The organism is Anaeromyxobacter sp. SG66, from assembly GCF_022690805.1.
Classification (GTDB): Bacteria; Myxococcota; Myxococcia; order Myxococcales; family Anaeromyxobacteraceae; genus Anaeromyxobacter; species Anaeromyxobacter soli.
This window is the reverse complement of sequence record NZ_JALCZC010000114.1, coordinates 1-13,299: the sequence shown is the minus strand read 5'-3', so window position 1 is coordinate 13,299 and position 13,299 is coordinate 1. Positions and strand designations below refer to the sequence as shown.

10 protein-coding genes are annotated in these 13,299 nt (G+C 74.2%); 7 read left to right on the top strand and 3 right to left on the bottom strand.

Going from position 1 to position 13,299, the window contains the following annotated elements; genetic code table 11:
* Both MNZ39_RS20505 and MNZ39_RS20500 read right to left on the bottom strand, forming a co-directional pair.
* Nucleotides 1–1,234, bottom strand: a 1,234-nt coding sequence (locus MNZ39_RS20505) for a metallophosphoesterase family protein (protein ID WP_242340954.1), incomplete at its 3' end; no start/stop codon positions are given.
* A gap of 231 nt (nucleotides 1,235–1,465) precedes the next feature.
* Nucleotides 1,466–3,049 (bottom strand): CotH kinase family protein, encoded by a 1,584-nt coding sequence (locus MNZ39_RS20500; protein WP_242340953.1) that lies wholly within the window; start codon nucleotides 3,047–3,049, stop codon nucleotides 1,466–1,468.
* A 205-nt stretch (nucleotides 3,050–3,254) separates the two neighbouring features.
* Between MNZ39_RS20500 and MNZ39_RS20495 the strand changes: the two genes are divergently transcribed.
* The 5 genes from MNZ39_RS20495 (at nucleotide 3,255) to MNZ39_RS20475 (ending at nucleotide 11,358) form a co-directional block, all read left to right on the top strand.
* Nucleotides 3,255–4,100, top strand: coding sequence for an MBL fold metallo-hydrolase (locus tag MNZ39_RS20495; protein WP_242340951.1), 846 nt, complete (start codon nucleotides 3,255–3,257; stop codon nucleotides 4,098–4,100).
* A gap of 148 nt (nucleotides 4,101–4,248) precedes the next feature.
* Nucleotides 4,249–5,415: a class I SAM-dependent rRNA methyltransferase gene (locus MNZ39_RS20490; RefSeq protein WP_242340949.1), complete on the top strand. Its 1,167-nt coding sequence runs from the start codon at nucleotides 4,249–4,251 to the stop codon at nucleotides 5,413–5,415.
* Between the two features lie 114 nt (nucleotides 5,416–5,529).
* The gene (locus MNZ39_RS20485) at nucleotides 5,530–7,674 is read left to right on the top strand and encodes a cyclic nucleotide-binding domain-containing protein (protein WP_242340947.1); all 2,145 of its coding nucleotides are present in this window, start codon (nucleotides 5,530–5,532) and stop codon (nucleotides 7,672–7,674) included.
* Nucleotides 7,675–7,682: 8 nt separating this feature from the next.
* Entirely contained in the window at nucleotides 7,683–9,461 is a 1,779-nt protein-coding gene (locus MNZ39_RS20480) for an ATP-binding protein (RefSeq protein ID WP_242340946.1), read from the top strand.
* Between the two features lie 694 nt (nucleotides 9,462–10,155).
* On the top strand, nucleotides 10,156–11,358 hold the full coding sequence (locus MNZ39_RS20475) for an HNH endonuclease (protein ID WP_242340945.1): 1,203 nt from the start codon (nucleotides 10,156–10,158) through the stop codon (nucleotides 11,356–11,358).
* A 127-nt stretch (nucleotides 11,359–11,485) separates the two neighbouring features.
* Here the strand turns inward: MNZ39_RS20475 and epmA are convergent, their stop codons facing one another.
* Nucleotides 11,486–12,502 (bottom strand): EF-P lysine aminoacylase EpmA, encoded by a 1,017-nt coding sequence (epmA, locus tag MNZ39_RS20470; RefSeq protein ID WP_242340944.1) that lies wholly within the window; start codon nucleotides 12,500–12,502, stop codon nucleotides 11,486–11,488.
* Between epmA and MNZ39_RS20465 the strand changes: the two genes are divergently transcribed.
* Nucleotides 12,501–12,641 carry a hypothetical protein gene (locus MNZ39_RS20465; protein ID WP_242340943.1) on the top strand — a complete coding sequence of 47 codons (141 nt, stop codon included), beginning with the start codon at nucleotides 12,501–12,503 and terminating at the stop codon, nucleotides 12,639–12,641. The two genes, epmA and MNZ39_RS20465, sit on opposite strands and share 2 nt — an antisense overlap.
* A gap of 44 nt (nucleotides 12,642–12,685) precedes the next feature.
* Nucleotides 12,686–13,299: alpha/beta fold hydrolase (locus tag MNZ39_RS20460; protein WP_242340942.1), on the top strand; the 614-nt coding region annotated here is incomplete at its 3' end.

Genomic DNA, 13,299 nt, shown 5'->3' with positions numbered 1-13,299 from the left:
TGCCGCTCGCCGCGCCCGCGGCCGGCGGGGCCGGCGTGTCGGTCTGCCCCGACCCGCCCGGCGTCGGCCCCGGCGTCGCGGGGGTCTCGGCGAGCGGCGAGGGGTGCGTGAGCGTCACGGAGTCGAACGCGTTGCCGTCCACGTCCCGCGCCTCGAGCGTGAGCGTGTTCGCCGTCACGTCCACCTCGACGAAGTGGTGTGTCGCGCGCGAGAACGCGGTGAAGTCGCTCGCACCCACCGTGTAGAGCGGCGCGCCCGCGCCGCCGGTCACGACGTACGTCACGCCGCCGTCTGCGGGCTGTCCTCCCACCATCGGCCGGCTGCGCTCGTAGTCGTGATCGTGGCCGTTCAGCACGAGATCCACGCCGTACTTCTCGAAGATGGGGCCCCACCGCTGGCGCAGCCCCGTGTCGCTGCCGTGCTCGCCGGAGGAGTACGGCGGGCGGTGGAACGCGACCACCGTCCAGCGGATGTCGGGGTTGCTCGCCGCGCGCGCCAGGTCGGCCTCGAGCCACTGGTCCTGGGCGTCGCCGGCCGTGCCGGCGGGCTCGGTGAAGAGCACGACGAAGTGGGTGTTGCCGTAGTCGAACGAGGAGTACGCCTCGTCCTCGTAGCCGGCGGCGCTCGGCGCGTGGCGCGGCAGCGCGAGCTGCGCGAAGAAGAGGCCGCCGCCGATGTCGTGGTTTCCGGCGGCGGACACGAACGGAGTCGTCGAGACGAGGGGCTCCATCGTCGTGAACCACCCGTCCCAGAGGGACTGCGTCCCGCCGCTCTCGACGAGGTCCCCCGAGTCGATCGAGAACGCCGGCTGGGACCGCTGCACGGCCGCGCGCACCTGCGCGCGCGCGGCGTCGTCCGTACGGCTGTCGCCGAAGGCGGCGAAGCGGAAGCTCGCGCTCGCCGAGGGCGTCGGTCCCGTCGTGAACGTGCGATCCGCGGACCAGCTCGCCGCGCTGCCGCACCGGAAGTGATAGGCGGTCCCCGCGGAGAGGCCGGTGAGCTGCGCCTCGTGCAGGTACGATCCCTGGTACGCGACCGACGCCGCAGCCTGCGTCTGGCCGTAGCCGGTGTCGCCCCCGTACTCGACCGCGCCGGTGGGCTCGCTGGAGCGCCAGGCGACGGTCATCGTGGTGTCGGTCGGCCCCTGCCAGCCGAGGTGGATCTGCGACGGTGCCGCGAGCGCGGGCGCCGCAGCCAGAAGGGTAGGCAGAAGGAGGAAAACCCGTGCATTCATCCGACCTCCGGACGGGAGAGCGGGACCTCGCCCGATCACCCGTGTCCCGGTTCGAACGCCCGCCCGGCCGGGAAACATCCCCTGGCGCGTGAGAGGCCACGAGCGGTTCCCTCCTCCGAGGGGAGGCAGCGGTCCCCGATCTCTCGAGTCGCATGCAATCGCCCGCGATGGCAGAGCGCATCACCGCTCGAGTCGAGCGAGGGATGCGTCGCAGGCTCAGGGGGCAGCACTTCAGTAGCGACCGGCCAGATACGCCCAGCGCGCCGCGATCCAGCCGCGGGTGTACGCGAGCTCCTCCTCGCGCGACGGCCAGCCCACCCGCCCCTCTCGCGCGAAGAACGCGGCTTGCGCGTCACGCCAGCGCGCCTCGTCGCGCGCCCCGGCGGCCTCGGTCTGCGCGGCGAGCGTGTCGAACGCGGCGAGCACGTCCGCGACGGGGACCCGCTCGCGCACCGCGGCGCCCAGCCGCGCGCGCGTGCCGGCGGCGAACGGCGGCGCGAGGAGCCGCCGGAAGAGGCCGTTCTCCCAGACGAACTCCTCGCCCGAGTCCGCCGCCTGGTGCTTGGTTTGCCACTCCTGGCCCAGGCTCGCGCCGTAGTCCCAGATCGTCGCGCGCCATGGACCGCCGGCGGGGTCGTGGAAGAGGAAGACGTTCTTCCGGGCGCAGTCGGAGGAGCGCGCGAGCATCACCATCACCCACCAGTCGCGCAGCTCGTCGACGTCGGCCACGGCCGCGAGGCGCGCCGCGAACGTCGCGTCGTCAGCGGTCGCGACGAGCTGGACGAGGGCGTCGAGCTCGTCGAAGGCGCCGGGCTCGCCCTGCAGCGGCGTGCCCTCCTCCTTCTCGTAGCCGTCGTGCCAGGTGAGCTTCGGCTGGCCCTCGTTGCTGGTCGCGTAGAAGTTCGCGAGGTTCGTCTTCGACTGGTACAGGTTCCCGTCGCCGTCGAGCCCGTGCTCGCTCAGCACCTGCCCGCCGATCTTCTCGCTCATCATGTAGACGCCGCGGTACTCGCCGTTCACGTAGAGCACGGCGCTGGCCGTGCGGACGTCGATGGGCCGGTCGGCGACGCGCCTCCAGAGCCCGAGCGCCAGCCGATCGCGGATCTGCGTCACGTCGTCGAACGTCGTGACGAGCAGGAGCTTCTTCCGCGCGGGGAAGCCGAGCAGCGGATCCGAGAACTGGGCGGTGTCGGGGAACGAGAGCGTGTAGCTCTTCTTCGGGAAGTCGGCGGAGCGCGTGCCGCGGTACTTCACCTCGATGCCGCGGGTCCGGCCGCGGTAGGTGAGCGAGGCCGGCACGTAGGTGGTGAAGTTCACGGTGCCGTCGACGCGCAGGTGGAAGACGGGCAGTCCGTACTCCTCGGTGTAGCGGGCGGGGTCGGGCGGAGCGTTCCCGGGCGCGTCCCACCGATCGGCCACGCCCACGCGGAGGAGCGCCTCCCCGTCGCCGGGCACGCGCACGACGACGTCGTACACGCCCGCATCGGCCAGCCCGGTCTTCCAGGAGATGGTCCCGGCCGCGAGGTCGAGCAGCGCTCCTGCGGGCAAGCCCTCGAGCACCGACGAGGCGGGCAGGGGCTCGTTGCCCGAGCAGGCGACCGTGAGCCGGAGCGCGTCGCCCTCCAGGATCCAGGCGGGTCCGGTGATCTTCATCCCGCACGAGGTGGGCGGAGGCGGAGGTGGAGGAGGAGGCGGCGGCGGAACGATCGGGAGGCCGTCGCCGTCCGAGGTGTCGTGGATGGGAGGGGAGCTGCACGCCGCCGATAGCGCGAGCAGGGCGGTGGCCGCGAGCAGGGTGGCCTTCCGTCGGGTCATGCTACCTCCGGCCTCTCCGCTCACCGTGGAGCGGCGCCGCGCAGGGCGCACCTGCTCGACTGGGAGCCGACCCGGCGGCGCCTCGGACGGTGCACCCGGCGTGGGCGGCGGGCCGCCCACCGGGGAGCGCGACCCGGAGGCGGGCGCACGGCGGGGTGAAGAAGTAGCCGCTCCGGCCACGGCCGCGTAGGTTCGTCCCGTGCGCATGGGCCGCTACGACATCACCACCGTGGTCGACGCCTGGTTCGCGCTCGACGGGGGGGCGATGTTCGGGATCGTCCCCCGGCCACTGTGGGAGAAGAAGCTCGCCCCGGATGCGCGGAACCGGATCCGGCTCGCCGCGCGCTGCCTCGTCGCGATCGACCGGGACGCGCGCCGCGTCATCGTCGTGGACGACGGCTTGGGCGACAAGTGGGACCCGAAGCGCTCCGACATCTACGCGATCGATCGCTCCGCCGGAGGGCTCGACGCCGGGCTGGCCCGGCTCGGCCTCTCGCGCGACGACGTCACGGACGTCCTCCTCACCCACCTGCACTTCGATCACGCCGGCGGCACGACCCGGCGCGGCGCGGGCGGCCGGCTCGAGCTGTCCTTCCCGCGGGCGACGTACCACCTGCAGCGGCGCAACTGGCTGTGGGCACACGCGCCGTCCGACCGCGACGCGGGGAGCTTCCTGCCCGACGACTTCGCGCTGCTGCAGCACTCGAACCGGCTCCACCTCATCGACGGCGACGAGTCGCCCTTCCCCGACGTGGACCTCATCCTCTCCGAGGGCCACACCGTCGGGCAGCAGCTCCCGCGGTTCCGCGGGGAGGGCACGCACCTCGTGTTCTGCGGCGACATCATCCCGACGCACGCGCACCTCCGGCCGAGCTGGGTGATGGGGTACGACCTGTTCCCGGTCACCACCGTGGAGGAGAAGAAGGTGCTCCTCGCCGAGGTGCTCGAGGACGAAGGCGTGCTGGTGTTCGAGCACGATCCGCTCATGGCGGGGTGCCGGCTGCGCGAGGAGGCGGGGCAGCCGGTGTTCCACGAGGCGGTGGAGCTTTGACGCCGGGCCGCGCGACGGCGCGCTCCGCGGGCCGCTCCGGCGCGGCCTCGGCCGGCTCCGGCCGGGCTCGCGCGAGCCGCGCGACGCTGGCGCGGCGCGCTCACCTCGGGTAAGGGTCTCCGGCTTTCTGGCCGGAGGAGCCCGACGAATGGAAGAGCAGAAGGTCACCGTCAGCCGCCGGGGCGCCGAGCGCCTCGCCGCCGGGCACCTGTGGATCTACCGCGCGGACGTGGAGAAGCTGCCCGCGGCCGAGGCTGGCGACGTCGTCGCGGTGGTGGACGGCCGCGGCCGCTTCCTCGCGAAGGCGTTCTGGTCGGCGCGCTCCAAGATCGCGCTGCGCATCGTCACGCGCGACGAGGTGCCGGTGGACGAGGCGTTCCTCGCCGAGCGGCTCGAGGCGGCGGTGGACCTGCGCCGGCGCGCGTTCGGCGACGAGCGATTCGTCCGAGTCGTCCACGGCGAGGCGGATCTCCTGCCCGGCCTCGTGGTCGATCGGTACGGCGACGCCGCGGTGCTGCAGACGCTCGTCCCCGCGACCGACCGGCGCAAGGCGCTCCTCGCCGAGCTCGTCGCCGGGGCGCTCGGCGTACGGACGATCGTCGAGCGGAACGACGTGCGCGTCCGCGAGCTCGAGGGGCTCGCCCAGGTGAAGGGCGTGCTGCGCGGGGAGGCGCCGGGCCCGGTCGTCTACCCCGAGGGCGCGGTGCGCATGCGCATCGACCTCCTCGCCGGGCAGAAGACCGGCGCGTTCCTCGACCAGCGCGAGAACCACCTGCGCGCCGGCGAGTACGCGCGCGGCCGGTGCCTCGACTGCTTCAGCTACGCGGGCGGGTTCGCGCTGCAGCTCGCCCTGCGCGCCGAGCAGGTCACGGCCGTCGAGATGCAGCCCACCGCCGCGGGGCTCCTGCGCGAGAACGTGTCGCTGAACCGGGCGGCGAACGTCGAGGTCGTCGAGGCGAACGCGTTCGACTACCTGCGCGACCGCGCCGAGGAGCCGCCCGCCTACGACCTGGTCGTGCTCGACCCCCCTGCCTTCGCGAAGAACAAGGACGCCCTCGCCGCGGCGCGGCGCGGCTACAAGGAGGTGAACCTCCGGGCGATCCAGATCCTCAAGCCGGGCGGGATCCTCGTGACCGCCTCGTGCAGCTACCACCTGGCCGAGGCGATGCTCGAGGAGCTCGTCCTCGACGCCGCGAACGACGCGGGGCGGCGCGTGCAGCTCCTCGAGCGCCGCGGCGCGGGCCGCGACCACCCCGTGCTGCTCGGCGTCCCCGAGACGCGGTACCTGAAGTGCTTCGTCCTGCGGGTGGTTTGACGCTACGCGAAGGCCCCGCGCGGGCGCTCGCCGGGCGCAGGACCTCCTATCGGCGCGGGCGCGCGGCGGGGTAGGATCTCCAGCCGCACCTCTCTCGGAGGAGACGCGCCCGGAATGATCCGGCCCGATGAGCTCGGCACCGGCCCGCTCGACGCGCTCGCCCGCGCGCCGCTCCTCGCACGCCTCGACGCGGCCGAGCGCGCCCGGCTGCTCGCCCGCGCCGAGCTCGTCACGGTCCCGGCCCGCACGCGGGTGCACGCGGACGCCGACGCCGGGCGAGGCCTCGACCTCGTGCTGGAGGGGGCCGCCACGCTCCGCAGCGCCGACCTGCCGCTCCGGCGCCTGGGGCCCGGCGACCACTTCGGCGAGCTCGCGCCGCTCTCGGCGGACCACCGCGGCGAGACCGTCACGGCGGAGACCCCGCTCACGGTGGCGCGGCTCTCGGCGCGCGGCTGGGACGCGCTCGTCCGCGACGACCCGGCCCTCGCCGCCAAGCTCGCGACCGCCCTCGCGGCGGCGCTCTCGGAGGAGCTCCGGCGCGTGACCGGCGAGATGGGGCTCCTGCTCCGCGGCCGCTCGCTGCCGCGCGCGCCCGAGGTGACGGTGCACCTCCTCGGCGAGGTCCGGCACGTCCGCACCGGGACCCGCCTCGCGGAGCTGCTCCCGGCCGAGCTCGACGGCGCGCTCGTCGTCGGCGGGCTCCTCGCGCACAAGCCGGTCTCGCTCGCGACCCCGGTCTTCACCGACACCACGGTCGCGCCGCTCACCCTCCGTCACTGGGAAGGGCGCACCATCTACGCCCACTCGGTCGGGCTCCTCCTGCTCGAGGCGGCGCACCAGCTCGCGCCCGCGCTCGCCGTCCGCATGGGCCCGTCGCGCGGGACGCGGCAGGTCGTCCTGGTCCACGGCCTCGAGCCCGCGGAGCGGCCGGCGTACGCCGCGCGCCTCGCGGAGCAGATGGCGCGCCTCGCCCAGGCCGACGCGCCCTTCCGGCTCGAGTACTGGCCGACCGACGAGGCCGCCGCGTACTTCGCGGAGCGCGGGTGGGAGGACGCGGCCCGGCTCCTGCGCGTTCGACGGCAGGCCACGGTGCGGCTCGTCTCGTGCGGCGAGCTGTACGCGCTCTCGATGGGCCCTCTCCTCCCGTCCACCGGCGCGGTGCGCGGGTTCCGGCTCGAGCCCGCCGAGGAGGGGCTCGCGCTCGATCTCGGCGACCGCGATCCGCGCAACGGCCACCGCGGCGGAGCGGCGCGCCGCGGGCAGCCCTCCCGCGACGGCGGGATGGTCGCGGAGCACCAGCGCTGGCTCGAGGCGCTCGGGGTGACGAGCGTCGGCGCCTTCAACGACCTGTGCATCTCCGGCCAGGTGTCGCAGCTCATCCGGGTGGCCGAGGGCTTCCACGAGAAGCGCATCGGCCAGATCGCCGACGCCATCGCGACCCGCCGCGACCGCCTGCGGGTCATCGCCATCGCGGGCCCGTCCTCGTCGGGCAAGTCGACCTTCATCAAGCGCCTCACCGTCCAGCTCCAGATCGACGGGGTGAACCCGGTGGCGCTCGGCCTCGACGACTACTACGTGGACCGCGAGCGCACCCCGCGCGACGACGCGGGCGAGTGGGACTTCGAGGCGCTCGAGGCGATCGACCTCCCGCTCCTCCAGGACCACGTCCGCCGCCTCATCGCCGGCGAGCCGGTGCGCACCGCGCGCTACGACTTCCTCACCGGCACGAGCCACCCGGACGGCGGCCCGGTCATCCAGCTCCGCCCCCGCGACGTGCTCCTCGTCGAGGGCATCCACGGCCTCGACCCGCGCCTGCTCGACGACATCCCGCCGGCGGGCTCGCTCTACCGGGTGTTCATCCACCCCGCCACCACCCTGCCCTTCGACCGGCTCACGCGCACGTCCGCGACGGACCTGCGGCTCCTCCGGCGCATCGTGCGCGACCGCCACCGCCGCGGGTACGGGGCGGCGGAGAACATCCTGCGCTGGCCCTCGGTGCAGGCCGGCGAGCGGGAGCACATCTTCCCGCACCAGCACGAGGCGGACGCGGTGTTCGACTCGTCGCTCGTGTACGAGCCCGCCGTCCTGAAGGTCTTCGCCGAGCGGTACCTCCTGGAGGTGCCCCCCAACCACGCCGCCTACCCGACCGCCCACCGGCTCCGCTACCTCGTCGATCGCTTCGTCTCCATCTACCCCGACCACGTCCCGCCCACCTCGCTCCTGCGCGAGTTCATCGGCGGGAGCGGGTTCGAGTACTGAGGGCCGGGATGCCCTTCAACGGCAGCGACTCGCGCCGTCTCCGCCGCTTCCGCGAGCTCGTGGAGGAGACCGCGCGCGCGTGCGCCCCGGAGGACGCGGCGGCGCTGCGCACGGAGCTCGACGAGCTCGTCGACGAGCGCGCGCTCGCGGAGGCGGTCATCGACCGGACCGGCGCGCTCGTGGTGGTGCTCGATCGCGAGGGCTACGTCCGCCGCTGGAACGCCGCCTGCGCCCGCGCGACGGGGTACTCCGCGGAGGAGATGCTGGGCCGGTCGCTGTGGGACCTCATCCTCCCCGAGGAGCGGGACGGGGTCCGGGCCACCCTCGACGCGCTCCGCGCCGGCCGCGCCACCACCACGCACGAGAACCACTGGATCGCGCGCGACGGGCAGCGCCGGCTCGTGTCCTGGAGCAACGCGTCGCTGCTCGACGAGGCCGGCGAGGTCCGGGCCATCGTGGCGACGGGCCTCGACATCACCGAGCGGACGCAGGCGGAGGTCGCGCTGCGGGCGCAGGCGAAGCGGCTCGAGGCGCTCGCGGAGGCGTCGCGGGTGTTCGCCTCCGGCCTCGACTACAAGACGACCCTCGACACCGTCGCGCGCCGGCTGTGCGAGCTCATCGGCGACGGGGCGCTCATCCGCGTCGTCTCGCCGGACGGCAACTGGCTCGTCCCGGTCGCGGTCTACCACCCCTCCCCGGAGCGGGCCGCGCTGCGCCGGCGCATCATCGCCGCCGCCCCGCAGCGGACCGACGAGGGCATCACCGCGGGCCCGCTCGCGACCGGGCGGACGCTGCGCATCCCTGCGCTCTCCCAGGAGAGGGTGCGCAACGAGATGAAGCCGGAGTACTGGCCCTACCTCGAGGGCGTGACGAGCCTGCTCATCGCGCCGCTCGCCCAGCGCCACGAGGTGTTCGGCCACATCACGCTCATGCGCGACGCAGGCGGCGCGCCGTACACCGCGGACGACGAGGCTCTGCTCGAGGACCTCGCCCACCGCGCCGCGCAGGCGATCGAGAACGCGCGGCTCTACTCCGACGCGCAGAACGCGGTCGCGGCGCGCGACGAGTTCCTCTCCATCGCCTCGCACGAGCTGCGCACCCCGCTCACGGCGCTCCGCCTCGCGCTCGGGAACATGCGGCGGGTCACCTCGCGCGAGGCGCTCGAGCGGCTCCCGCCCGAGCACGTGGAGCGCGTCCTCGGGGCTGCGGAGCGGCAGGGACAGCGGCTCGAGAAGCTCGTCGCGGCGCTGCTCGACGTCTCGCGCATCCACATGGGGAAGCTGGACCTCGACCTCGAGGAGGTGGAGCTCGGGGCGGTGGTGACGGACGCGCTCGCCCAGCTCGAGGACGAGGCCTCGCAGACGGGCTCGACGCTCTCCGCCTCGGGCACGCCGGTGCGCGGCGCCTGGGACCGGCTGCGGCTCTCGCAGGTCGTGACGAACCTGCTCTCGAACGCCGTGAAGTACGGGGCCGGGAAGCCCGTCGAGGTGAGCTACGGCCCCTCCGCCACCGGCGCGGTGCTCGTGGTCCGCGATCAGGGCATCGGGATCTCCGCGTCGGATCAGCCGCAGATCTTCGAGCGCTTCGAGCGGGCGGTCTCGTCCCGCAACTACGGCGGGCTCGGGCTCGGGCTCTACATCGTGCGGCGGATCGTGGAGGCTCACGGCGGCACCATCCGCGTCGAGAGCGCGCCGGGGAAGGGCTCCACGTTCCAGGTCGAGCTGCCGCTCCGGCCGCTCTGCGCCCGCCCGGGCCACGGCGCCCTGGACCCCGCGTCCGCGCACTGAGCGCGGGAGGGTGATTCCCGAACAGGCGACCGAAGCGGCGCCGAAGCGGAATCGGCGAAGCCGATCGCGTTGGCGCAGGGACCCGGCGAGCAGGGGTGGGGGCGCAGCCCTCATCATTCATGACAAGTGCAACTCGCCGGACGAGCGGCGGGTGGTTCGACCACGGCTTCCGTGCGCATGTCGGATTCGGGCATCGACGGGGGCCGCGCACGCGCTCGTGCTCGACCCCGATGAACGCGGGAAGGCGGCGGAGCAGGGGAGCGTCTCGTCGTGTCGAGGGGCGACGGAGTGACTTCGCGCGGGGTGCGCGCGGACTTCTCGAAGGCGCCTCCGCAGCTCGCCCCGGAGCGCGGGCTGGAGCGTCGTGGGAGGTCGACCGTATTCACCTATGGTGACAGCTATCGCCAGCGGTAGCGCCGGCCGGTGTCGCGGCTCTCCTCGCGCTAGGCGGGGCGTCCCAGTTGCGGTGGGTGAAACATTCCCCATTGACGCCTTCTCGCCCCGATTGCGCTCAGGCATACGGGCGGCGCGGGAAGGCTACTCTCGCGCACGCTTCTCGCGCGTGAAGCGCGCGCCGATCGCCTTGGGGCAACGACGAGGGTGCGCCGGAGAACGCCGCACAGACCCGAGCCTGGAGCGTCCCCGGAGCTTCGAAAATCGCGTGCTACGAAGGGTGTACTGGAGGTGCATCCCCATGTCTGCGCTCACTCCCGCTGCTCTCGAGTCGAACGTCCTCGCCCTGCGCCTGCGCGAGCTCGCCGGGGAGGAACGGAACGTCCAGGTCGACTTCCTCCTGCACCTCGACGAATTCGATCGGCGCCGCGCCTTCGTCGAGATCGGCCATGCGTCCCTCTGGGCGTACTGTTTGGAGGCGCTCCACCTCCGGGAGGGCGCCGCCGGCCGGCGCATCCAGGCGATGCGGGTGCTGCGCCGCTTCCCGATCCTGGAAGCTCCGCTGCGCGATGGGCGTCTTTGCCTCTCCACCGTGGCGCTCCTCGGCCAGGTGCTCACGGAGCAGAACGTGGACGACCTCCTCGCTCGCGCCGCCTTCCGGACCCGGGCCGAGGTCGAGCACCTCGTCGCCTCCGTCCAGGCGCGCACCGCTCCGCGTGCTGGCCTTCGCAAGCTCACCGAACGCGCGCCCGCCGTGGTGAGCGCAGCGCTAGAGCTCCCGCAGGCCGAGCGGGCCGAGGTGGCTACCGCACCCGGCCCTGCGGAGCCGACCCTCGGCCCCGGTCCCACGGCCGGCGCGCTGCCGGCGCCCCCGCCCCCCGTCGCGCAGGCGAAGCGACGGGCCGAGACGCTCGCCGTCTCGGAGAGCCACTGGTCGCTCTGTGTCACCCTCGACCGCGCCTGCAAGGAGGACCTCGAGACGCTCCGGTCGCTTCTGTCGCACAAGGTCCCGGACGGCGACCTCGCGGCGGTGCTCCACGAGGCGATCCGCTGCGCCATCGAGAAGCACGGCAAGCGCAAGGGCGCGGTCGCGCCGGAGCGGAAGACGAAGGGAGCGAAGCAGGCCACGGCTGAGCAGGCCGGGACGGCGGCCGCGGCGAAGCCTTCGGAGGGGAGGACCACGATCCCGGCGATAGTGCGCCGCGCCGTGTGGAAGCGCGACGGCGGGCGCTGCGCCTGGGTCGGCCCGGACGGCTGCCGCTGCAAGAGCCGCTGGAAGCTCGAGCTCGACCACATTCAACCCGCCTCCCTCGGGGGACCATCGACGATCGACAACCTTCGGCTCGCCTGCCGAGCTCACAATCTGCTTCACGCAGAGAGGAGCTTCGGGCGCGAGCACATGGATCGCTTCCGGCGAGAGTCGAGCGACGGGCCGACGCCGCCCGCGCACGCTGACGTGGCACCTCTGCGTCCGGTCATGCAGCTGGGGATGTGGGCGCCGTGATCCGCTGCCGCGCACGGGCAACGCGCCGATGCCGAACCGGAGCGCGCGGTGCGCCGCTCGGCCGACCAGTGCCGCCTCCGTCGGTCAGCAGCCGAAGATGTGACGAATCCTCAAAGCGCAGCCCCCGTCAGATCGACAAGAAGCCGCGCGCGGGGAAGAGCAGCACGTCCTCGATCGCCTCGGCGCCGGCGACGAGCATGAGCAGGCGGTCGAACCCGACCGCGACGCCGCCCGCGGGGGGCATGCGGCCCACCGCCTCGAGGAACGGCTCGTCGAGCGGGAACACCGGGCGCCCCAGGGCGCGACGGAGCGCCTGCTCCTCCACGAGCCGCGCGCGCTGCTCCGCCGCGTCGGTGAGCTCGGTGAAGCCGTTCGCGAGCTCGAGCCCGCCCGCGTAGAGCTCGAAGCGCTCGGCCCAGCGCGGGTCGTCCGGCTTCACCCGGGAGAGCGCGGCCATCGAGGCGGGCCAGTCGACGAGGTACTCGGGCCGCTCCACGCCGAGCCGTGGCTCGACCGCGTCGAGCATCACGCGGAAGAACACGTCGTCGAACCCCTCGCCGGGCGGTCCGGGGTCGTGTCCCGCGGCGCGGGCCGCCGCGGCGAGCCGGCCGGCGTCGCCCCCGCAGGCCGCGAGGTCCACGCCAGCGTGGCGACGGAACGCGTCCGCGACGGTGGTGCGCGGGAAGGGGGCGGCGAGGTCGATGGCGCGCCCGCCGCGGGCGACGCGGGTGCCCCCCGCGACCGCGCGCGCGCACGCCTCCAGGAGCCGCTCGAGGTCCTGCATCACGCCCTCGTAGTCGGTGCCCGCCCGGTAGAGCTCGAGCATCGTGAACTCGGGGTTGTGCGTGCGCGAGATCTCGCCGTTCCGGAACACGCGCGAGAGCTGGAAGATGCGCGGGAAGCCCTCGGCGAGGAGCCGCTTCATGGCGTACTCGGGGCTGGTGATGAGCCAGAGCGGCCGCGCCGCTCCCCCGCCCTCCGGCACGAAGGGCGCCTCGAAGGGCGACAGGTGCGGCTCCATGCCGGGCGCAGGCACGAGGGTGGGCGTCTCCACCTCCTCATAGCCGAGGCCGCCGAGGAACCGGCGCACCTCGGTGGCGAGCCGGGCGCGCTGGCGGGCGCGTTCGCGTCGGGAGACGGGCATGCGCGGGGAGAGTAACCGCGCGCGCGTCGGCGTGCCGAGGGGAACCGCCGATCCCGATCCCGACCCCGACCCCGACCCCGACCCCGACCTCGTCCCCGACCCTCCTCCCCTCGTCAACCCCTCCGCCCTCCCCGGTTGACGACCCCCTCGCCCCTCGCGATACTGCCCCTCCGCTCGCGCGAGATGCCGTCCTTCCTCGACAGACCGGGCCTCACCCTCCATTGCGAGGACGAAGGCCAGGGGCCGGCGCTCCTCGCCGTTCACGGTTGGTCCCTGTCCGGCCGCTGGCTCCTCGACGCGCTCCCGCCCGCGCTCCTCGCCGGACGCCGCGCGCTCGCGCCGGACCTGCGCGGCCACGGCCGCTCCCAGGCGGGCGCGCCCTTCACGCTCGCCGAGCTCGCGAGCGATCTCGTGGCGGCCTTCGACGCCCTCGCCCTCGAGCGCGCGGTGCTCCTCGGCTGGTCGCTCGGCGCGCAGGCGGCGCTCGCCGCGCTGCCGCGCCTGCGCGGGCGGATCGCGGGGCTCGCGCTCGTCTCGGCGACCCCGCGCTTCACCGAGGGCGAAGGCTGGCCGCACGGCCTCCCCGCGCGCACGCTCGCGGCGCTCGCGCGCCACGTGGAGCGCGACCCCGCCCGCGCCGCCGCGCGCTTCCACGAGGGCATGTTCGTGCCGGGCGAGCTCGACGCGGGCGCCGCGGTTCGCGCCGCCGCCCTCCGGGCGCGGACGCCCTTGCCCTCCCCCGCCGCGCTCCGCGCCGGGCTCGACGTGCTCGCCGCCGCGGACCTGCGCGGCGCGCT